Source organism: Actinophytocola sp. (genome assembly GCF_050699935.1).
GTDB lineage: Bacteria > Actinomycetota > Actinomycetes > Mycobacteriales > Pseudonocardiaceae > Actinophytocola.
Genome location: NZ_JBOHGB010000036.1, coordinates 23,801 through 45,115 on the forward strand (window position 1 = coordinate 23,801; position 21,315 = coordinate 45,115).

The following is a 21,315-nucleotide window of genomic DNA, read 5'->3' on the forward strand; positions in this document are numbered from 1 at the left end:
GTCGAGCCCTGGGCTCAGTCTTCTTTGGACGGGCGCGCCTCCGGTGGTAGGACGCCCCAGTCGATGAGCTGCTCGGTGAGCTCGCCCGGGGTCATGTCGTAGATGATCGCCAGCGAGCGCAGGTCCTCGGTACGGATGGACAGGACCTTGCCGTTGTAGTCACCGCGCTGGCTCTGGATCGTGGCCGCGTACCTGGCCAGCGGTCCGACCTTCTCTGCCGGCAGCTGTTGCAGACGTTCCAGGTTGATCACGATCTTGGTAGCCGGCTCGGCACCGGAGGGCACGCGGCCCTCGGGCAGCAGCTCGACCACCGGTACCCCGTAGAAGTCGGCCAGTTCGGCCAGCTTCTGCACGGTAACGGCCCGGTCGCCCCGCTCGTACGAGCCGACCACGACGGCCTTCCACCGGCCGCCGGACTTCTGCTCAACGCCGTGCAGGGACAGGCCCTGCTGCTGGCGGATGCCGCGGAGCTTGCTCCCCAGCGCCTTGGCGTAGTCGCCCATATGGCGATTCTCCATTCATTCGCCCCGCTGGCCGATCACTCGCTGCCGCGGGTAGCCGCATGTCAACACGCAGAGTAATGGTTACCCACAGTTGTCACCAGGTCAAGCTGATCTGTGAACATAGTTGGTTGATTTGCGGGATTACCACCCGTCTGGTGGATCCATTGCGCCTGGTACGGTGCTACCGCGCCCAGCATAGGCGCAGTTCAGACGTCCTTTAAGGACCCGTCCAGCGAGGCGGGGAAGGAGGTCAGCCCGTGGCACCGCGCAACCGCGGTGCGGCGGAACCGGCCGAGCGGGAGCTGCTCAGCGCCGGGGACGTCGCGCGCACCGTCGCCCGAATGGCCCATCAGGTCATCGAACGGACCTCGCTCGGCGCAACCGACGCCGCTCCCGTGGTCCTGCTGGGCATCCGGACCCGTGGCGCGCCGCTGGCCGCGAGGCTGGCCGACCGGATCGCCGAGTTCTCCGGCACCGAGGTCGCCACCGGTGTGCTCGATGTCACGCTGTACCGCGACGACCTCCGCCGCCGGCCGACGCGACCGCTCGGCGCCACCGAGCTACCCGCGGGCGGGGTCGACGACCGGCTGGTGGTCCTCGTCGACGACGTGCTGTTCTCCGGCCGCACCGTCCGCGCCGCCCTCGACGCCCTGCGCGACGCCGGCCGCCCACGTGCCGTGCAGCTCGCCGTCCTGGTCGACCGCGGGCACCGGGAGCTGCCGATTCGCGCGGACTACGTCGGCAAGAACGTGCCCACCTCCCGCGCCGAGGAGGTGCACGTCCAGCTGTCGGAGACCGACGGCCGCGACGCGGTGCTGCTGTGGAAGGGAGCGCCCGCATGAGGCACCTGCTCGCCACCGAGGGGCTCGACGCGGCCACCGCCACCGCCGTCCTCGACACCGCCGACGAGCTCAAGCGGACCCTGCTCGGCCGGGAGGTCCGCAAGCTCCCGACCCTGCGCGGCCGCACCGTGATCACGATGTTCTACGAGGCGTCCACGCGGACCCGGGTGTCCTTCGAGATCGCCGGCAAGTGGATGAGCGCCGACGTGGTCAACGTGTCGAGCACGGGCAGCAGCGTGGGCAAGGGCGAGTCGCTGCGGGACACCGCGCTGACGCTCGCCGCGGCCGGCGCCGACTGCGTGATCGTCCGCCACCCCGCGTCCGGCGCCGCGCACCGGATCGCCGGCTGGCTCGCCGACGCCGGCACGTCGGTGGTCAACGCCGGCGACGGCATGCACGAGCACCCCACACAGGCCCTGCTCGACGCCGCCACCCTGCGGGAACGCCTGGGCGAGCTGAACGGCAGGCGGATCGCGATCGTCGGCGACGTGCTGCACAGCCGGGTCGCCCGGTCCAACGTGCACCTGCTCACCACGCTCGGCGCCGATGTCGTGCTGGTCGCCCCGCCGACGTTGCTGCCCGCCCAGGTCGACCGCTGGCCCGTGACCGTGTCGCACACGTTCGACGCCGAACTGCCCGGCGTCGACGCCGTGATGATGCTGCGTGTCCAGGCCGAGCGGATGCACGGCGGGTTCTTCCCGTCCACCCGCGAGTACTCGATCGCCTACGGCATGAGCGAGGCCCGCCTCGCCGCGCTGCCAGAGCATGCGGTCGTGCTGCACCCCGGCCCGATGCTGCGCGGCATGGAGATCGCGTCCTCGGTCGCCGACTCGCCGCGCGCCGCGATTACCCAGCAGGTCGCGAACGGGGTGCACGTCCGGATGGCCGTGCTCTACCACCTGCTCGCGCACGAGGAGGGGGTGACGTGAGCGGGAGTGAGGGAGCGTCCGCCGTCTGGACTGACGAGCGCGCGCAGGCGCGTCAGCGCCGAGCACGTGAGGAGGGAAGACGGCGGTCAAGCGACCGAGCGAAGCGAACCAGAGACTCCGTGAACGCGTTGGTGCTGCGCGGGGTCCGGCTCTATGGCGAGGACCCGGTCGACGTCGAGATCCGGGACGGCCTGATCGCCGCCGTCGGGTCCGATGTGGACACCGACGGCGCGGAGGTTCGCGACGCGGGTGGGCTGGTGGCCCTGCCCGGGTTCGTCGACCTGCACACGCACCTGCGCGAGCCCGGCCGGGAGGACACCGAGACCGTCGCCACCGGCTCCGCGGCCGCCGCGCTCGGCGGCTACACGGCGGTGTTCGCCATGGCCAACACCGACCCGGTGGCCGACAACGCGGTTGTCGTCGAGCACGTGTGGCGGCGCGGCCGCGAGGTCGGCCTGGTCGACGTGCACCCGGTCGGCGCGGTCACCGTCGGGCTGGCCGGCGAGAAGCTGGCCGAGCTGGGCACGATGGCCGGCTCGCTGGCCCGGGTCCGGATCTTCTCCGACGACGGTCAGTGCGTGGCCGACCCGCTGCTGATGCGCCGCGCGCTGGAGTACTCCACCGCGCTGGGCGCGGTGATCGCCCAGCACGCCGAGGAGCCGCGGCTGACCGAGGGCGCCCAGGCCCACGAGGGCGAGCTGGCCGCGCGGCTGGGCCTCGCCGGCTGGCCCGCGGTGGCCGAGGAGTCGATCATCGCCCGGGACTGTCTGCTGGCCCGACAGACCGGCGGGCGGCTGCACGTCTGCCACGTCTCCACCGCCGGCTCCGCGGAGCTGTTGGGCTGGGCGAAGCAGCAGGGCATCGAGGTGTCCGCCGAGGTCGCCCCGCACCACCTGCTGCTCGACGACGAGCGGCTGGCCACCTACGACCCGGTCAACAAGGTCAATCCGCCGCTGCGCACGGCCGCGGACGCGAAGGTGCTGGCCGAGGCGCTCGCGGCGGGCGTGCTCGACTGCGTGGCCACCGACCACGCGCCGCACGCCGTGCAGGAGAAGGACTGCGAGTGGTCCGCCGCCCGGCCTGGCATGCTGGGGCTGCAGACCGCGCTGTCGGTGGTGGTGCGCACGATGGTCGAACCGGGTCTGCTGGACTGGCGCGGTGTGGCGCGGGTACTCAGCGAGCGGCCGGCCGAGATCGCCGGCCTGCCCGACCAGGGCCGGCCGCTGGAGGCCGGCGAGCCGGCGACGCTCACGCTGGTCGACCCGGACGCCACCTGGACGGTGCGTGGCACGGAGTTGGCCAGCATCGCCGCCAACACCCCGTACGAGGGCATGGAGCTGCCCGGGCGGGTCGTCACGACCCTGCTGCGTGGCAGGGTCACCGCGCACGATGGTGAGGTGTTTCATGGCTGAGCCGGCCGCACTGGTCCTGGAGGACGGTCGGGTGTTCCGCGGCGAGGCGTTCGGCGCGACCGGGGCCAGCCTCGGCGAGGTGGTGTTCTGCACCGGCATGACCGGTTACCAGGAGACCTTGACCGACCCGTCCTACCACCGCCAGATCGTGGTGGCGACCGCCCCGCAGATCGGCAACACGGGCTGGAACGACGAGGACGACGAGTCCCGCCGGATCTGGGTCGCCGGCTACGTGGTGCGCGACCCGGCGCGCGTGCCGTCCAGCTGGCGCTCCCGCCGCCCGCTCGACGAGGTGCTCGCCGAGCAGGGCGTGGTGGGCATCAGCGGGGTCGACACCCGCTCGCTGACCCGGCACATCCGCGAGCGCGGCGCGATGCGCGGCGGGGTGTTCTCCGGTCCGGAACTGGCGGACACCGAGACGCTCGTCGACCGGGTGCTCGCGAGCCCGCCGATGACCGGCGCGGACCTCGCCGGCCAGGTCACCACGGAGGCGACCTACGTCATCCCCGCCGACGGCGAGCGCCGGTTCCGGGTGGCCGCGCTGGACCTCGGCATCAAGACCAACACGCCGCGGATGATGGCCGCCCGCGGGATCGAGACCCACGTGCTGCCGGTCGGCGCGACGATCGAGGACGTGCTCGAGGTCGAGCCGGACGGCGTGTTCCTCGCCAACGGCCCGGGCGACCCGGCCACCGCGGACGGTCCGGTCGCGCTCACCCGGGACGTGCTGGAACGTCGGATCCCGCTGTTCGGCATCTGCTTCGGCCATCAGATCCTCGGCCGCGCGCTCGGCCGCGGCACGTACAAGCTGCGCTACGGCCACCGCGGCATCAACATCCCGGTGATCGACGTGGACACCGGGCGGGTGGCGATCACCGCGCAGAACCACGGGTTCGCGCTCGAGGGCGAGCCGGGGGAGCGGTTCGACACCGCGTTCGGCGCCGCGCGGATCAGCCACTACTGCCCCAACGACGGCTGTGTGGAGGGCGTGCGCGCGCTGGACGTGCCCGCGTTCTCGGTGCAGTACCACCCGGAGGCCGCGGCCGGCCCGCACGACGCCGCGCCGCTGTTCGACGAGTTCACCAGGCTGATGGAGGACGCCGATGCCGAGACGCGATGACATCGGGCACGTCCTGGTGATCGGGTCCGGCCCGATCGTCATCGGCCAGGCCTGCGAGTTCGACTACTCCGGTACCCAGGCCTGCCGAGTGCTGCGCGCGGAGGGCTTACGCGTCAGCCTGGTCAACTCGAACCCGGCGACGATCATGACCGACCCCGAGTTCGCCGACGCCACCTACATCGAGCCGATCACCGCGGACTTCGTGGCGAAGGTGATCGCGAAGGAGCGGCCGGACGCGCTGCTCGCCACGCTCGGCGGGCAGACGGCGCTGAACACGGCGGTCGCCCTGCACGAGCGTGGCGTCCTCGAGAAGTACGGCGTCGAGCTGATCGGCGCGGACATCGACGCGATCCAGCGCGGCGAGGACCGCCAGCGGTTCAAGGACATCTGCGCCTCCGTCGGCGCGGAGACCCCGCGCAGCGCGGTGTGCCACACGATGGACGAGGTGCGGTCCACTGTGGACGAGCTGGGGCTGCCGGTGGTCATCCGGCCCTCGTTCACCATGGGCGGGCTCGGCTCGGGCCTGGCCCACACCAAGGAGGATCTCGAGCGGATGGCCTCGGCGGGCCTGTCGGAGAGCCCGGTGCACGAGGTGCTGATCGAGGAGAGCGTGCTGGGCTGGAAGGAGTACGAGCTCGAGCTGATGCGCGACCGCCACGACAACGTGGTGGTCGTCTGCTCGATCGAGAACATCGACCCGATGGGCGTGCACACCGGCGACTCGGTGACCGTCGCGCCGTCGATGACGCTGACCGACTGCGAGTACCAGCACATGCGCGACGTGGGCATCGACGTGCTTCGCGCGGTGGGTGTCGACACCGGCGGCTGCAACATCCAGTTCGCGGTGCACCCGCGGACCGGCCGCCTGGTCGTGATCGAGATGAACCCTCGGGTGTCCCGGTCGAGCGCGCTCGCCTCGAAGGCCACGGGGTTCCCGATCGCCAAGATCGCCGCGAAGCTCGCGATCGGCTACACGCTCGACGAGATCCGCAACGACATCACCGGCGAGACCCCGGCCTCGTTCGAGCCCACGCTCGACTACGTGGTCGTGAAGGTGCCGCGGTTCGCCTTCGAGAAGTTCCCCGGCGCCGACCCGACGCTGACGACCACGATGAAGTCGGTCGGCGAGGCCATGTCGATCGGCCGCAACTTCGTCGAGGCACTCGGCAAGGCGTTGCGTTCGATGGAGACCAAGGCCGGCGGCTTCTGGACGGTCGCCGACCCGCCGGCGGTCACGGCCGAGTCGGCGACCGAGGCGCTGCGGGTCCCGCACGACGGCCGGCTCTACACCGTGGAGCGCGCGCTGAGGCTCGGCGTGAGCGTGGCGGAGGTGAGCGAGGCGTCGGGGATCGATCCGTGGTTCGTCGACCAGATCGCCTCGCTGGTGGAGCTGCGGGCCGAGGTCGGCTCGGCACCCGTGCTCGTCGAGCCGTTGCTGCGCCGGGCGAAGCGGGCCGGTTTCTCCGACCGGCAGGTCGCCGCGCTGCGCCCGGAGCTGGCCGGCGAGGACGGAGTGCGGACGCTGCGCCACCGACTCGGTATCCGGCCGGTGTTCAAGACCGTCGACACCTGCGCGGCCGAGTTCGCCGCGCGCACGCCGTACCACTACTCGGCCTACGAGCTCGACTGGCAATCCTCGGAGTCGGAGGTGGCCGAGCAGCGCGACCGGCCGAAGGTGCTGATCCTCGGCTCGGGGCCGAACCGGATCGGGCAGGGCATCGAGTTCGACTACTCGTGCGTGCACGCCGCGATGGCGCTGCGCACCGCGCCGACTCCCGCCGGCGGGTTCGAGACCGTGATGGTCAACTGCAACCCGGAGACGGTGTCGACCGACTACGACACGTCCGACCGGCTGTACTTCGAGCCGCTGACGTTCGAGGACGTGCTCGAGGTGGTGCACGCGGAGCAGCGGTCCGGGACGCTGGCGGGGGTGATCGTCCAGCTGGGCGGCCAGACCCCGCTCGGTCTCGCCCAACGGCTCGCGGACGCCGGTGTGCCGGTGGTCGGCACCCCGCCGGAGGCCATCCACCTCGCGGAGGACCGTGGCGCGTTCGGCGAGGTGCTGCAGGGCGCGGGGCTGCCGGCGCCGAAGTACGGGACGGCGACGTCGTTCGCCGGTGCCAAGCGGATCGCGGACGAGATCGGCTACCCGGTCCTCGTCCGGCCGTCCTATGTGCTCGGTGGCCGCGGCATGGAGATCGTCTACGACGAGGACTCGCTGGCCGGCTACATCGCCCGCGCCACCGAGGTGACGCCCGAGCACCCGGTGCTGGTCGACCGGTTCCTCGACGACGCGATCGAGATCGACGTGGACGCGCTGTGCGACGGGTCGGACGTGTTCCTCGGTGGCGTGATGGAGCACATCGAGGAGGCCGGCATCCACTCCGGCGACTCGTCCTGCGCGCTGCCGCCGATCACGCTGGGCCGCACCGACCTCACCGCCATCCGCCGCTCCACGGCCGCAATCGCGCACGGCATCGGCGTGCGTGGGCTGCTGAACGTGCAGTACGCGTTGAAGGACGACGTGCTGTACGTGCTGGAGGCGAACCCGCGGGCGTCGCGGACCGTGCCGTTCGTATCGAAGGCGACCGCCGTGCCCCTCGCGAAGGCGGCCGCGCGGATCATGCTGGGAGCGTCCATTTCGGACTTGCGAGCGGAGGGCCTGCTGCCGCCGTCGGGTGACGGTGCCGACCTGCCGCCGACCTCACCGGTCGCGGTGAAGGAGGCGGTGCTGCCGTTCCACCGGTTCCGCACGCCCGAGGGGCACGGGGTGGACTCGCTGCTGGGCCCGGAGATGAAGTCGACCGGCGAGGTGATGGGCATCGACGCGTCGTTCGGCAAGGCGTTCGCCAAGTCGCAGACGGCGTCCTACGGCTCGCTGCCGACGTCCGGGCGGGTGTTCGTGTCGGTGGCGAACCGGGACAAGCGCGCAATGGTGTTCCCGGTGAAGCGGCTGGCCGACCTCGGCTTCGAGGTACTGGCGACGGCTGGGACGGCGGAGGTGTTGCGGCGCAACGGAATCCCGTGCACGGAGGTGCGCAAGCACTTCGAGACGCCGCGTGACGCCGAGCCCAACATCGTGGAGATCATCAAGGACGGGGGCGTGGACATGGTGATCAACACGCCGTACGGCAACCCCGGACCGCGCGTGGACGGCTACGAGATCCGTACGGCGGCGGTGTCCCGCGACATCCCGTGCGTGACGACGATCCAGGGCGCGGCGGCGGCGGTGCACGGCATCGAGGCGCTGATCCGCCAGGACATCGGCGTCGAGTCCCTCCAGTCCCTCCAGGCGACGCTGCGGAGCACCCGATGACCGCCCCAGAACTGTCAGCCCCCTCGCGTAGCGTTGAAATCGGGGGCCCCCCGGGCCGATTGAATGGACCGTTCAATCGGTTCCGCGCCGCGGGGTGCTCGCCTCGCCTCGGGGCGGTGTGGGGCCGGCGGTCGGCGCGGCCGGACGCCGGGCGCGACGTTCGGGGGGTGCGGTGAGGGCGCCGTTCGGCGCGCGGGTCACCACGGCCGTGTCGCTGCGCGGGCCGCTGTGCGTCGGGGTGGACCCCCACCCGTCGCTGCTGGAGGCGTGGGGCCTGCCGGTGAACGCCCAGGGCCTGGAGCGCTTCGCGGCGACGTGCGTCGAGGCGTTCGCGGGTGAGATCGCGGTGCTCAAGCCGCAGTCGGCGTTCTTCGAGCTCCACGGGTCGGCCGGCACGGCGGTGCTGGAGCGGCTGATCACGGACACCCGGCGGGCCGGCGCGCTGGTACTGCTGGACGTCAAACGCGGCGACATCGGCTCGACGATGGCCGCGTACGCGGCGGCCTACCTCGCCGAGGGCGCGCCGCTGGCGGCCGACGCGATGACGCTCTCGCCGTTCCTGGGCTTCGGCTCCCTCGACCCGGCGCTGAGCCTCGCCGCCGAGACGGGGCGGGGCGGGTTCGTGCTGGCGCTGACCTCGAACGAGGAGGGCGCGTCGGTCCAGCGCGCCACCGGCCCCGACGGTCGCTCGGTGGCGCAGGAGATCGTCGACGAGGCCGCCGCCCGCAACGCCGGCGCGAGTCCGCTCGGCCCGGTGGGGCTGGTCATCGGCGCCACCGTGGGCGCGACCGAGCTGGACCTGTCGAACCTCAACGGAACGATCCTGGCCCCGGGCTTCGGCGCACAGGGCGGCACGCTCGCCGATCTGCGCACGGTGTTCGGCGCGAGCCTGCGGCACGTGTTGCCGTCCTCGTCCCGGGAGATCCTGCGACACGGCCCGGACGTGACAGCCCTACGCGACGCGGCTCTGCGAGTACGCGACTCACTGGCGGTCGCCCACCCGCTCTGAGTCCGCGCGCCGCTCGCCCCGCGCACCACGGCTCTCACCCACCGAGCCTGTGCGTATCGGGCAACCGCACCCCAACCCGCCCTCGCGGCGCCTCCGGCCGCCGTCCACGCACACGTCGATCGTGGTGCGCCGCCCGCGGTCGTCCACCCGCTGTAGCCGATCCGTGGCGTTCGGTCGACCGGATCCGCCATTCGCGACCCGAAGCTGTCCACAGCCTGGCGGCACCCCCGTTGACCAGGCCATTTATTGATAGACTTGGCCCATGGGGTGCCCCCGGAGAGGGTGGGGGCAGCGCTCCACTTGTGCGCGGGAAACGGACAAAGTTCGTGCGGTTGGAATTGAGGATTTTCGCATCACGAAAGCCCGGCGGGGCAATTTGCCGTCGTCGGGACGATACATCGCAGCAGGTCCGAATTCGCCCCTCCTTTTACCGCACGACATCGAAATGATCAAGATCACGCGCCTGGTTACCGCAGGTCCGGGCTTTGGTCGCTACACAGAGTAGATCTATGCTCTGATTAGCGCTACGTTGCGCACTAAGGAGGACCCGCGTTGTCGTGACCGCCCCGACCTCGGTAACGTCGCGGCACCGATCCGCAGAAAACACCCCACCCCCCGGAGGAAATCGTGGCCCTTCCCCAGCTGACCGAGGAGCAGCGGGCCGCAGCGCTGGAGAAGGCGGCTGCCGCCCGTCGCGCCCGAGCTGAGCTCAAGGAGCGCCTGAAGCGAGGTGGCACCACCCTCAAGGAGGTGCTCGCCCAAGCTGACAAAGACGAGGTCCTGGGCAAGATGAAGGTCACCGCACTGCTCGAGGCCCTACCGGGCGTCGGCAAAGTGCGTGCCCAGCAGATCATCGAGCGTCTGGAGATCGCCCCGAGTCGCCGACTGCGCGGTCTCGGTGAGCGCCAGCGCAAGGCGTTGCTCGCCGAGTTCAGCGGCGAGTGAGTCGCGCTCAGAATGAGACCCGGAGGGGCCGGCTGGTGGTATTGGCCGGCCCCTCCGGCGTCGGTAAGTCGAGCGTGGTGCGCGAGGTCCGCGCTCAGTACCCCGACCTGTGGTTCAGCGTCTCGGCGACGACGCGGGAGCAGCGGCCGGGGGAGCGGGACGGCGTGGACTACCGCTTCGTGACGCCCGCCGAGTTCGACCGCATGATCGAGAACGGCGAGCTGCTGGAGTGGGCGGACATCCACCGCGGCACGCACCGCTCCGGTACCCCGCGCGCGCCCATCGAGGAGCGCCTGGCGGCCGGTCGCCACGCCCTCGTCGAGGTCGACTTGCAGGGCGCCCGGACGCTGCGCCGCACGATGCCCGAGGCCTACCTCGTCTTCCTCGCCCCGCCGAGCTGGGAGTCGCTGGTCGAGCGCCTGGTCGGCCGGGGCACCGAGCCACCGCGGATCGTCGAGCGCCGATTGCGGACCGCTCGCGAGGAGTTGGCCGCTCAGGACGAGTTCGACGCTGTGGTGGTCAACACCGACGTGAAGTCCGCCGCGGCCGAGTTGCTAACCTTGGTACTCGACTAATCGTCTGACCAGCAGGAGAAAAACGAGTGATCACCCCCACCGAGTTGGGCGCACTGGGTGACCCGACGAGCCCGCAGCTCGAAGGCATCACCAACCCCCCGATCGACGACTTGCTCGACAAGGTCAGCTCGAAGTACGCCCTGGTGATCTACGCGGCCAAGCGCGCTCGGCAGATCAACGACTACTACGCGCAGCTCGGTGAGGGCCTGCTGGAGTACGTCGGTCCGCTGGTCGAGCCGGGCCCGCGCGAGAAGCCGCTGTCGATCGCACTCCGCGAGATCCACGCCGGCCTGCTCGAACACACCGAAGGGGAGTGACGGGGCCGACGTGTCCGGGGCCGATCGCCGCCTCCGTGTCGTGCTCGGCGTGGGCGGCGGAGTGGCGGCCTACAAGGCATGTGAGGTCCTGCGCCTGCTGACCGAGTCCGGGCACGACGTCCGGGTGATCCCCACCGAGGCGGCGCTGCGGTTCGTCGGCACCGCGACCTTCGAGGCGCTGTCCGGCAACCCCGTGCGCACCGGCGTCTTCACCGACGTTCCCGAGGTGCCGCACGTGCGCATCGGGCAGACCGCGGACCTCGTGCTCGTCGTGCCCGCCACGGCCGACCTGCTCGCCCGGGCCGCGCACGGTCTGGCCGACGACCTGCTGACCAACACGCTGCTCACGGCCCGCTGCCCGGTGCTCATGGCGCCCGCGATGCACACCGAGATGTGGGAGCACGCCGCGACCCGCGAGAACGTCGCCACGTTGCGCCGCCGCGGGGTCGTCGTCACCGAGCCCGCGAGTGGTCGGCTCACCGGCGCCGACACCGGCAAGGGCAGGCTCGCCGACCCGGCCGAGATCACCGATCTGGCCCGCCTGCTGCTCGCCCGGCCCGACGCCCTCCCGCGCGACCTCGAGGGCGTGCGGGTCGTCGTGTCCGCGGGCGGCACGCGCGAGCCGCTGGACCCCGTCCGCTACCTCGGCAACCGATCCTCGGGCAAGCAGGGCTACGCGCTCGCCCGCACCGCCGTGCAGCGCGGTGCCCGGGTCACGCTGGTCTCCGCGCACACCGTGGCGCTGGCCGAGCCCGCGGGCGCCGAGTTCGTCCGGGTCGGCACGACCGACGAGCTGCGGGACGCCATGCACGCGGCCGCCGAGGACGCCGACGTCGTGGTCATGGCCGCCGCCGTGGCAGACTTCCGGCCCGTCGACAGAGCCACGCACAAGATCAAGAAGACCGACCGCGACCCGGACCCGGTAGCGCTGACCCGCACCCCGGACGTGCTGGCCGAGCTGGTCGCGGCGCGCAGGCACGAGCAGGTCATCGTGGGCTTCGCCGCCGAGACGGGCGACAGCTCCGGCGACGTGCTCGAGCACGCGCGCGCCAAGCTCAAGCGCAAGGGCTGCGACCTGCTCGTGGTCAACGCCGTGGGCGAGGGCAAGGCGTTCGAGATGGAGGACAACGCCGGGTGGATGCTGTCCGCGGACGGCTCCGAGCGGACGATCGCTCTCGGTAGCAAATCGCGCATGGCGTCCGATATATGGGACGCCGTGGTGGGGTTCATCCGGTCGAGACGCGTTCTCCAAAGCCATCAGTACGCTCTCACGCAACAACCAGGCGAAGAATTGGGTAGGTACACGTCGTGACGGATTCCGCGAGCAGGCTGTTCACCAGCGAGTCGGTGACGGAGGGGCACCCGGACAAGATCTGTGACGCGATCAGCGACTCCATCCTGGACGCGCTGCTCGCGAAGGACCCACGGTCCCGTGTCGCGGTGGAGACCATGGTCACCACGGGCCAGGTGCACGTCGCGGGCGAGGTGACAACCGAGGCGTACGCGGACATCCCGAACATCGTGCGGGAGACGATCCTGCGGATCGGCTACGACTCGTCGGCCAAGGGCTTCGACGGGAACTCCTGTGGGGTGAACATCGCGATCGGCTCGCAGTCGCCGGACATCGCGCAGGGCGTGGACACCGCGTACGAGTCGCGGGTGGAGCACGAAGAGGACGAGATCGCCAAGCAGGGCGCCGGCGACCAGGGCCTGATGTTCGGCTACGCCTGCACCGACACGCCCGAGCTGATGCCGCTGCCCATCGCGCTGGCGCACCGGCTGGCCCGGCGGCTCACCGAAGTGCGCAAGAGCGGCACGCTGCCCTACCTCCGCCCGGACGGCAAGACCCAGGTGACCATCGAGTACGCGGGCGACCAGGCCGTGCGGCTGGACACCGTGGTCGTCTCCTCGCAGCACGCCGACGGCGTCGACCTCGAGAAGCTGCTCACCGTCGACGTGCTCGAGCAGGTCGTCAAGCCGGAGCTGGCGCCGCTCGACCTGGACTCGGACGGCGTGCAGCTGCTGGTGAACCCGACCGGCCGGTTCGTGGTCGGCGGGCCGATGGGTGATGCCGGCCTGACCGGGCGCAAGATCATCGTCGACACCTACGGCGGCATGGCCCGCCACGGCGGCGGCGCGTTCTCCGGCAAGGACCCGTCGAAGGTGGACCGCTCGGCTGCCTACGCGATGCGCTGGGTGGCGAAGAACGCGGTGGCCGCGGGGCTCGCGTCGCGCATTGAGGTCCAGGTCGCGTACGCGATCGGCAAGGCGGCGCCGGTGGGCCTGTTCGTCGAGACCTTCGGCACCGAGACGGTCGACCCGATCAAGATCCAGCAGGCGATCACCCAGGTGTTCGACCTGCGGCCGGCCGCCATCATCCGTGACCTCGACCTGCTGCGCCCGATCTATGCTCAAACCGCCGCGTACGGCCACTTCGGCCGTCCTGAGCTGGACCTGCCATGGGAGCGCACCGACCGCGCCGAGCAGCTGAAGGCCCTCGCCGGGGCCTGATGCGACCCGGCCCCATACGATGGCTGTGGTACGCGGTCGGCGGCACGCTGCCGGCCGCGCACCACGGCTGGGTCCTCTACGACCTGACCTGTCGCACCTGGGTGTTCCGCCACCTCGCCCGCGTCCAGGTGATGTTCGCCGCGTGGTGGCTCGCCCTGCTCGTGCCCGGCCCGTGGTCCCTGCGCATCTCGATGGTGGTCCTGGGCTACCTGCTGTCGGTCTACTTCTCGCTGTCGTTCATGGAGGACGCCTGCGAGCGCCGCCTGGTCAAGCACGGCTTCCCGGCGGGACTGAACCGGACCATCCGTGAAGAGTCCTCTGTGGAGGAACGGGCGGACCTCGCGGTCATGTACGCGGCCTACTACCAGAAGAGTTGATCTTCCCCTCTGTTCCATATGACACTTCCCCTGGTCCGAGCTGCCGGATAACTTGAGAGGCTCATACTCTGGGGAGGGATGCCTCGTGACGCTCGGGGCACCGACGTTGCACTGGTCGATCGTCCTGGTCGACGTCGCCGACTTCACCAACCCTGGCCGGACGGCCGTCCACCGCCAGGAGATCCAGCACGGCATGTACACCGTCCTGCGGGAGGCGTTCGACGAGTCCGGTGTCGGCTGGGCGAGCTGTGAGCACGAGGACCGCGGCGACGGCGCCATGGTCCTGGTGCCTGCGAACGTGTCGAAGAAGGTCCTGGCCGATCTGTTCGTGACGCGACTGCTGGCCGCCCTGCGCCGGTACAACGCGACCAGGGTGGCCGAGGCGTCGATCGCCATGCGTGTCGTGCTGCATTTCGGTGAAATCACTCGGAATTCGCCGAAAGCGGACGGGGAGGCGCTGAACAACGCGTTCCGCATGCTGGAGACCAAGGACGCGAAAACCGAGTTGAAGGATTCGGGGGAAATGCTCGCGGTGATCGCGTCCACGGAGTTCTACCGTGACGTGATCAAACATGAACCGGCGGCGGAGCCGGATTCTTACCAGGTAATCTCGGCGCAGGTCAAGGGGTTCTCGAGCGAGGTGTGGTTACGTATACCGGGCATTGGTGCGACACCGGCGGCTCCGCCCGGACCGGTGCGAACCGGCGAGAAACCTGTGGAAACCGACGAGTTCGTGCATGACGTGTTGCCGGAACAGGAGTGGAAGCGGGTGCGCGACTGGCTCACCGACATCGAGGTCCCCAACCTTGCGGAACTCGCGCGGCGCGCGGCCGGACCGGCCATTCCTCTTCCTCGACTACGCGACCCCTGGCACGCCTTCACTCATCTGGCGGATTTCAACGCCGGCCCGGATGCGGTACCACCGAGTTTGCTGTTCCTCGACGTTTTGGCGCGCCAGATCGGTGGCGAGATGGGCCGCACGGTGATCGACTGGATCGAGGCTCGCGCACGCCATTTGACGATTGGGCCGGCGCTGCGTGCGCGCCGGGCGGCCATGGCGCGAACCGTCGCCGAACCGCGGTTGCATCTGGTGATCATGGTGGACCGGGATGCGGTCGACCGGGATCGGTACGTGGTGTCGTTCTGGCGTCAGGACATCGTGGACGAGTGGCCGCCGGCGCGGGGTGCGGTCGGCGAGGTTCGCTCCGCCGAGCTGGAACGCGTGGTCGACGCGGTGGTGGTCGAGGCCGAGCGGGCGTGGGCGGACCAGCGCGCGGCGGTGGTGCTGGAGTTCCTGTTGCCGCGTGGGTTGCTGGGCCTGCCGGTGCATCGCTGGCGTAAGGAGCATGACACAGGTGATCCGCGGCCGTTGTGCCTGGACTATCAGATTCGGGTGCGCTCGCTCGAGCGGATGCGGGCCGCGCACTGGCATCGGGTGTGGCGGGATCGCTGGCATTCGATGCTCGAGGACCCGTCGCCGACACGGATTCATTTCGCGTCGGGCGAGGATGGCCGGCGGGTCGATGCGGTGTTGAGTGAGCCGCATTGGGTATCGATGGTGCTGGAGGCGCCGGGTGATCGGCCGGCGAGTGCGGGGACTGACGAGTTGACCGCGGCGCTGCGGTCGGGTCTGCCGGTACTGATCTGGCACCCTGATCTGCCGCCGGAGGAACTGCGGGAGATCGTCGACTGGTTGGCCGAAAGCGGTGGACTGATCGAGGTGCCACAGCGTGCGCAGGTGTCCCGCCGGGCGGCACTGGGAGCGACCGAGCTTCCCATCGATCTCGGTGTCGCCAAGGACGTGGTGATTCTCTGGGACGATCCGACGCGTCTTGTCGAACTCGACGCGCGACCGATGTAAGGGCTTGCGGTGAACACGACCACGAACGGCTCCGGCGGGTCCCGCGACGCGCGGACACCAGGCCCGGACGCTCCTGCATGGTGGATCTATCGCGGTACCGGCCGCCCGCTGTCGGATATCGACGTCGGCGAGTTGTTGCCGGATCCGCCGCCGTGGCGACGATTCGACGGGGGTCCGCTGCCGGAGCCAGACGTGCCGCCGCCGGGTGATGGTGACGCCGAGCGCCGGCTTGGTTCGGAGTTCCATCTGGCCGAGCGTGATGTGAGCGCGGCCGAGTTGGACATGGTCAACGCGTCGCTGTATCTGCGTCGGCCGCTGCTGGTGACGGGTCGGCCGGGCGTGGGGAAGTCGGCGCTCGCGTATCGAATCGCGCGTGAGTTGCGGTTGGGGCGGGTGTTGCGGTGGGCGATCACCAGTCATACGACGCTCGCGACGGGGTTGTACCGCTACGACGCGATCGGTCGGGTGCAGGCGGCCGCGGCGCGTAACGCGGCGCAGCGAGCGGAGGCGTCGGAGGAGCCGTCGATCGGTGAGTTCGTCCGGCTGGGTCCGTTGGGCACGGCGTTTCTGCCGACGCGGTTGCCGCGGGTGTTGTTGATCGATGAGTTGGACAAGTCCGAGGCGGATTTGCCCAATGACTTGTTGGGGATCTTCGAGGACGGCGATTTCCCGGTTCCGGAGTTGGCGCGGGCTTTGGCCGGTGCGCGTGAGGTGTCGGTGCACACGGATGATCCGCTCGGGCGGGCGACGGTGGTGGATGGTCGGGTCGCGTGCCGGGCGTTCCCGGTCGTGGTGATCACGTCGAACGGGGAGCGGGAGTTTCCGCCGGCGTTCCTGCGTCGGTGTATGCGTTTGGAGATGCCGGATCCGGATGTCGACCAGCTGGCAGCGATCGTGGCCAATCATACGCTGGATGCGGACGGTGAGCATCGGGACCGGTTGATCGAGGAGTTCGTGGCGCGGCGGGCGGAGGCGGATGGCTTGCCGGTGGACCGGTTGCTGGAGGCGGTGTATCTGGCGACGTCCGGGGCGTACCGGGACGGTGATCCGGCGTGGCCCCGGCTGGTGGACGCGCTGTGGCGGCGCTTGAGTGTGGATCCCTGATATGAGCGGGCCGGCCGCCCGACTCGACGCCGATCCCGCTGAGCCCGCGGGACCGGTTGACGCCGTGCCGGATTCGGTGCTCGGGGTGGCGGACCTGACGTGGTCGGAGCTCGCCGACTCGGTCTGGCTCGCGTCGGCCATCGACGCGGCGAGCCCGTCGCCGTGTGCTGGCTCAACCGAACCACCTCCGGCCGGCCGCGTCGACGAAGTCGATGAGCCGGCCCCGGTCGAGCCGGTCGTGCGCCCGCCGCCCGCCGGTCGGGAGCCATCGGAGAAACCGGTCGAGCCGGTCGAGTCACGGGCCGAGTCACGGGCGGAGCCATCGGCGGAGCTACCGGCGGAGCTACTGGTCGAGCCAATGGTCGATCCGATGGTTGGGCCGGGACCCGCCGTGCCGGAGCCCTTCGACATCGAGGCACCGGTGCGTGAACCGCCGACCGGCCGGGTGGCCTCCGCCCACGCCAGTCTGCCGCGGGCACTGGAGGCGCTGCGCGCGCTGCGTCCGCTCAAGCGGTATGTCCGGTCCGCACGGGACGGTGACGTCGTGGTCGACGAGGAGGCGACCGCGGAGCGGGTGGCGCAGGACGGGTTGTGGTTGCCGGTGGTGCGGCGCCGCCGGGAGCGCTGGCTGGATCTGACGGTCGTGGTCGACGACGGGCCGTCGATGGCGTTGTGGCGGTCCCGGGTCGCCGCGTTCGTGACGCTGGTCGAGAAGTCGGGTGTGTTCGGCACCGTTCGCGTCCGGCGGCTGGTGACCGACGGTGTGCGCGGCGGTGTCCCGTTGGCACCGGTGTTGCGTGGCGGCACCGGGGGCACGTTGCCGAGGGATCCGGCGGAGATCCTCGACCACTCCGGTCGGCGGGTCGTGCTCGTGCTGACCGACGGCCTGGCGCCCGCGTGGCGGGCGGACCTGACCGGGCCGGTGCTCGCGCGGTGGGGCCGGGTGATGCCGCTGGCGGTGATCAACCTGTTGCCACAGTGGCTGTGGAGCCGTGCCGGGCTGGCCGTGCGGCACGCCAGGCTGACCACGCCGGCAGACCTGCGGCCGAACCGGCGATGGAGGGTCGAACTGCCGGACGCGTGGACCGAGCCGGACCCGGACGCCATACTGCCCGACGACGCCGTCCCGATCCCCGTCCTCGAACTCGGGCCCCGCTGGCTACGGTGGTGGAGCCGGCTGATCAGCGGCCGGCAGCACGACGTCGACGCCACCGCCCTGCTCGCCACCGACAAACCCCGCCCCACCGTCGCTACCTACGACAGCGCCGCCGGCTCCGCCGCACAACGGGTCGCCGCCTTCCGCAGCGTCGCCTCTCCGCAGGCCCAGCACCTCGCCCAACTCCTCGCCGCCGTCCCGGTCGACCTCCAGGTCGCCCAACTGGTCCAAGAAGCCTTTCAGCAGGGGCGACACCCGGAATTCGTGGGGGAACTGATCGCGACCGGGTTACTGCGGTACGCTCCCCGCGCGGACGCGGAGTCCGATTCGGACACGACCCTGTTCGAGTTGCCGATTCCGGTCCGCGAGTCGCTTTTGGATGGTGCGCGGCGCTCGGAAACAGCGCGCGTCGTGCGAACGGTCGCCCACCATTTCGGCCGGTCCATGAGCGTACTTGAACGAATGCGCGACGCACTGGACAATCCCCATACGGCGGCGGACCCTCGACCCACACCCGAAACAGCCGACGAGATCGCACTGGAACGTGTGGTCCTCCGGGCGCTGAACGGGCCGTACCTGGTACGCGCGAACCGTTTGGCCCAACTCGATATTGAAACACCGTCCGTCGACCACGAGAGTGAGACCATGCCACCCAGGCCTGAGCCACACGACCTCTCCGCGAACGACACGGACGAGCGGACGGGGATCCCGTCCACCGCCCCCGAGCCGACGACTGCTCGGCACCACGATCCCGATGCGCGTCAACCCGTCACCACTCTGCTGACCCATCCCCCGCTGTATTCGACCGGGACATCTCGGGAACGGCAGCCGGACGAGGCGCCGCCGATCTGGGGAAACGTCCCGCAGCGGAACCTGAGCTTCACCGGCCGGTCGGACCTGCTCGATCAGCTGGACCAACGACTCACCGCGGGTGGCACGACAGCCGTTCTCCCCGCTGCCCTGCACGGGATGGGTGGGATCGGAAAAACACAGATGGCGATGGAATACATCTATCGCCATCTGCAGGACTACGACGTGATCTGGTGGATCGAGGCGGGTCGCCCGACACAGATCAGGGCCGCGCTCACCGAGCTGGCCCGGCAACTGCACCTTCCCGGTGGAAACGACGCCTCAGTCGCGATTCCAGCGGTTCGAGAGGCGCTGCGGACCGGCCGCCCCTATCGTCGGTGGCTGCTGGTATTCGACGCGGCCGAGAGCCCCGACCAGGTGCGACCGTTCTTCCCCACCAATGGCCCAGGAGAGATTCTCATTACCTCGCGTAACCCGGACTGGGCAGGCGTGGCCCGGCCACTAGAAGTAGCCCTCTTCAAACGAGAGGAGAGCCGCGAGCTCATGCGCAGGCGCAGCCCGGACATCGCCGACGCGGCCGCCGACGAGGTCGCCGAGCGCCTCGGCGACCTTCCGCTCGCGATCTCCCAGGCATCGGCCTGGCTCGCCGAGACCGGCATGCCGCCGGCGGAGTACCTTCGCCTGCTTGACGAAAAGGTCAACGAGATGCTCGAGGCGTCCGCCCCGGCCAACCCGGACGAGGTGTCCGTCACCGCCGCCTGGAACGTCTCCTTCGACGAGCTCCGAAACAGGAACGCGGCCGCCCACCAGATCCTCCAGATCTGCGCTTTCTTCTCCCCAGAGCCAATCTCGCGTGACATTTTCTCGGGTGTTCGTGGCGTTTCTATTCAACCCGAAATAGATGTGGCACTGCGTGATCCAATTCAGCTTGCGCGTGCGATTCGAGACATCAACCGGTACAGTTTGGCCAAAATCGACCACGCCAACAACACGATCCAACTCCACCGCCTGGTGCAATTGGTCCTGCGCACTCGTCTGATGCCGAAGCAGGTCGCCCAGCAGATGCGCCACGGCGCCCATCAGCTACTTGCCGCGGTGGATCCGAACGATCCGGATTCCGGCAAGGCCTGGCGTCAGTACCGAGAACTTCTGCCCCATATCTACTCGGCGGACGTAGTGGACTGCCATGACGCTTGGGTGCGTCAACTGGTGATCAACCTGATGGGCTTCCTGTCGCAGTGGGGCGACAACCAGGAGGCTGCGGAACTCGCGCGGCGCGCGCTCGACCGGTGGACGGAGATGCTCGGCGAGCGCGATCCCCAGGCCCTCGAGGTAGCGGGCCGTCTGGGGCGCTACCTCTGGTCGCTCGGCCGGTTCGACGAGGCGGCCGAACTCAACCAGCGCACTCTGCGGTTGCGGCTGGAGGTGTCCGGGGAGAACGCCGAGCAGACGCTCACGGTGCAAACGAACGTCGTGATCGATCACCGGTCACGCGGTGAGTTCGCGGCTGGTCGGAAGCTCAGCGAGGAGATTCTGCAGAAATCGCGGAAGCTGTTCGGCGATGACGATCCGGTGACGATCAACGCGGCGTACCACCATGCGCTCAGCCTTCGGCTCGCCGGCGACTATCACGCGGCCGCGGAACTGGACGAGGACACCTTCCGCAGGTCGGTCGAGGTGCTCGGCCCGGATCACCCGCGTGCCTATGCCGCCAATGTCGCGCGCATCATCGACCGGCGCGAGGCCGGTCAGTACAGCTGGGCAAGGGTCGAGCAGGAAAAGCTCACCGCGACGTGGTGGGAACGTTTTGGTGAGGACGCGGCCGACAGCTGGTTGTCGATGTTCCAGTTGGCGGTGGCCAGGCGCAAGGACGGCGATCACGCGGGCGCCCTGGAGCTTTCGAAGAACGCCTTCGACTACTTCCGTACACATGCCGGGGAATCCAGTTTGGATACGATGGCGTGCCTGCTGGCGTATTCCATCGATCTCCGGCACGAGGGGGATCTCGTCGCGGCACGCAAACAAGGCGAACTCGTGTTCGAGCGCTATCGCCAGGTGCTCGGGGAGCAGCATCCGCACACGATCGCCACGACGGTCGACCTCGCGGTGACCCTCCGGTTGCTCGGCGACGTAGCCGGGGCGCGGGAGCTGAATGAGCGTGCTCTCGAACAGTTCCGTGCGACCGTTGGCGCTGACAATCCCTATTCCCTTGTCACGGCGGTCAACCTCGCGAGTGATCACGCCGCATACGATGACCGGCACGCCGCCCTGGAGTTGGGGACCGAGACGCTTGAGCGTTCGCGTAGCGTGTTGGGGGCGGAACATCCGACTACCCTCGCCGCTATGCTGAATCTCGGCTATGACCTGCGCGCCGACGACCGCGCCGACGAAGCGGACTCGCTGTGCGCCGACGTGGTGGACCGGTACCGCAGAGCCTTCGGTGAAGCGCATCCGGCGACGGCCGCCGCGGCCGGCAACGCCAGGGCCAACTGTGACATCGACCCGATCCTGCTGTGATCGGCGCAGGA

The 21,315-nt window shown here is 70.0% G+C and carries 16 protein-coding genes; 15 read left to right on the top strand and 1 reads right to left on the bottom strand.

All coding sequences use genetic code 11. The features are described 5' to 3' along the window. Positions 1 to 14: 14 nt before the first annotated feature. On the bottom strand, positions 15 to 503 hold the full coding sequence (gene bldD / locus ACRDTB_RS14615) for a transcriptional regulator BldD (RefSeq protein ID WP_075123575.1): 489 nt from the start codon (positions 501 to 503) through the stop codon (positions 15 to 17). Between the two features lie 257 nt (positions 504 to 760). On the opposite strand from bldD, the gene pyrR reads away from it, so the two are divergent. The 15 genes from pyrR to fxsT all read left to right on the top strand — a co-directional run bounded on the left by pyrR (position 761) and on the right by fxsT (position 21,304). Beyond that, positions 761 to 1,345 carry a bifunctional pyr operon transcriptional regulator/uracil phosphoribosyltransferase PyrR gene (gene pyrR, locus ACRDTB_RS14620; RefSeq protein ID WP_431430782.1) on the top strand — a complete coding sequence of 195 codons (585 nt, stop codon included), beginning with the start codon at positions 761 to 763 and terminating at the stop codon, positions 1,343 to 1,345. Continuing rightward, positions 1,342 to 2,274, top strand: coding sequence for an aspartate carbamoyltransferase catalytic subunit (locus ACRDTB_RS14625; RefSeq protein WP_431430783.1), 933 nt, complete (start codon positions 1,342 to 1,344; stop codon positions 2,272 to 2,274). The genes pyrR and ACRDTB_RS14625 overlap by 4 nt, the downstream gene beginning before the upstream one ends. Before the next feature lie 119 nt (positions 2,275 to 2,393). Further along, entirely contained in the window at positions 2,394 to 3,686 is a 1,293-nt protein-coding gene (locus ACRDTB_RS14630) for a dihydroorotase (protein ID WP_431430784.1), read from the top strand. Further along, positions 3,679 to 4,806: a glutamine-hydrolyzing carbamoyl-phosphate synthase small subunit gene (carA, locus tag ACRDTB_RS14635; RefSeq protein ID WP_431430785.1), complete on the top strand. Its 1,128-nt coding sequence runs from the start codon at positions 3,679 to 3,681 to the stop codon at positions 4,804 to 4,806. Before ACRDTB_RS14630 ends, carA begins: the two co-directional genes overlap by 8 nt. Further along, the gene (carB, locus tag ACRDTB_RS14640) at positions 4,790 to 8,122 is read left to right on the top strand and encodes a carbamoyl-phosphate synthase large subunit (RefSeq protein WP_431430786.1); all 3,333 of its coding nucleotides are present in this window, start codon (positions 4,790 to 4,792) and stop codon (positions 8,120 to 8,122) included. The genes carA and carB overlap by 17 nt, the downstream gene beginning before the upstream one ends. Before the next feature lie 172 nt (positions 8,123 to 8,294). Further along, positions 8,295 to 9,131, top strand: a complete 837-nt coding sequence (gene pyrF / locus ACRDTB_RS14645; RefSeq protein ID WP_431430787.1) for an orotidine-5'-phosphate decarboxylase — start codon at positions 8,295 to 8,297, stop codon at positions 9,129 to 9,131. 627 nt (positions 9,132 to 9,758) lie between these two features. After that, positions 9,759 to 10,076, top strand: coding sequence for an integration host factor MihF (gene mihF, locus ACRDTB_RS14650; RefSeq protein WP_431430789.1), 318 nt, complete (start codon positions 9,759 to 9,761; stop codon positions 10,074 to 10,076). 32 nt (positions 10,077 to 10,108) lie between these two features. Then, positions 10,109 to 10,651: a guanylate kinase gene (gene gmk, locus ACRDTB_RS14655; protein WP_431430804.1), complete on the top strand. Its 543-nt coding sequence runs from the start codon at positions 10,109 to 10,111 to the stop codon at positions 10,649 to 10,651. Positions 10,652 to 10,677: 26 nt separating this feature from the next. Next, positions 10,678 to 10,968 (top strand): DNA-directed RNA polymerase subunit omega, encoded by a 291-nt coding sequence (gene rpoZ / locus ACRDTB_RS14660; protein WP_075123567.1) that lies wholly within the window; start codon positions 10,678 to 10,680, stop codon positions 10,966 to 10,968. 10 nt (positions 10,969 to 10,978) lie between these two features. Beyond that, on the top strand, positions 10,979 to 12,280 hold the full coding sequence (gene coaBC / locus ACRDTB_RS14665) for a bifunctional phosphopantothenoylcysteine decarboxylase/phosphopantothenate--cysteine ligase CoaBC (protein WP_431430790.1): 1,302 nt from the start codon (positions 10,979 to 10,981) through the stop codon (positions 12,278 to 12,280). Then, the gene (metK, locus tag ACRDTB_RS14670) at positions 12,277 to 13,479 is read left to right on the top strand and encodes a methionine adenosyltransferase (RefSeq protein WP_431430791.1); all 1,203 of its coding nucleotides are present in this window, start codon (positions 12,277 to 12,279) and stop codon (positions 13,477 to 13,479) included. The genes coaBC and metK overlap by 4 nt, the downstream gene beginning before the upstream one ends. Then, positions 13,479 to 13,856, top strand: a complete 378-nt coding sequence (locus ACRDTB_RS14675; RefSeq protein WP_431430792.1) for a DUF5313 family protein — start codon at positions 13,479 to 13,481, stop codon at positions 13,854 to 13,856. The genes metK and ACRDTB_RS14675 overlap by 1 nt, the downstream gene beginning before the upstream one ends. A gap of 85 nt (positions 13,857 to 13,941) precedes the next feature. Further along, positions 13,942 to 15,717 (top strand): hypothetical protein, encoded by a 1,776-nt coding sequence (locus ACRDTB_RS14680; protein ID WP_431430793.1) that lies wholly within the window; start codon positions 13,942 to 13,944, stop codon positions 15,715 to 15,717. 84 nt (positions 15,718 to 15,801) lie between these two features. Continuing rightward, a complete protein-coding gene (locus ACRDTB_RS14685; RefSeq protein WP_431430806.1) occupies positions 15,802 to 16,821 on the top strand; it encodes an AAA family ATPase in 1,020 nt (339 codons plus the stop codon). Between the two features lies 1 nt (position 16,822). Beyond that, positions 16,823 to 21,304, top strand: coding sequence for an FxSxx-COOH system tetratricopeptide repeat protein (gene fxsT / locus ACRDTB_RS14690; RefSeq protein ID WP_431430794.1), 4,482 nt, complete (start codon positions 16,823 to 16,825; stop codon positions 21,302 to 21,304). Positions 21,305 to 21,315 lie beyond the last annotated feature (11 nt).

Bases quoted from the DNA above. Each gene is read 5' to 3' on its own strand.
- ACRDTB_RS14675 (WP_431430792.1), top strand. From the start codon at position 13,479: ATGCGACCCGGCCCCATACGATGGCTGTGGTACGCGGTCGGCGGCACG.
- carA (WP_431430785.1), top strand. From the start codon at position 3,679: ATGGCTGAGCCGGCCGCACTGGTCCTGGAGGACGGTCGGGTGTTCCGC.
- fxsT (WP_431430794.1), top strand. From the start codon at position 16,823: ATGAGCGGGCCGGCCGCCCGACTCGACGCCGATCCCGCTGAGCCCGCG.
- bldD (WP_075123575.1), bottom strand. From the start codon at position 503: ATGGGCGACTACGCCAAGGCGCTGGGGAGCAAGCTCCGCGGCATCCGC.
- carB (WP_431430786.1), top strand. From the start codon at position 4,790: ATGCCGAGACGCGATGACATCGGGCACGTCCTGGTGATCGGGTCCGGC.
- ACRDTB_RS14625 (WP_431430783.1), top strand. From the start codon at position 1,342: ATGAGGCACCTGCTCGCCACCGAGGGGCTCGACGCGGCCACCGCCACC.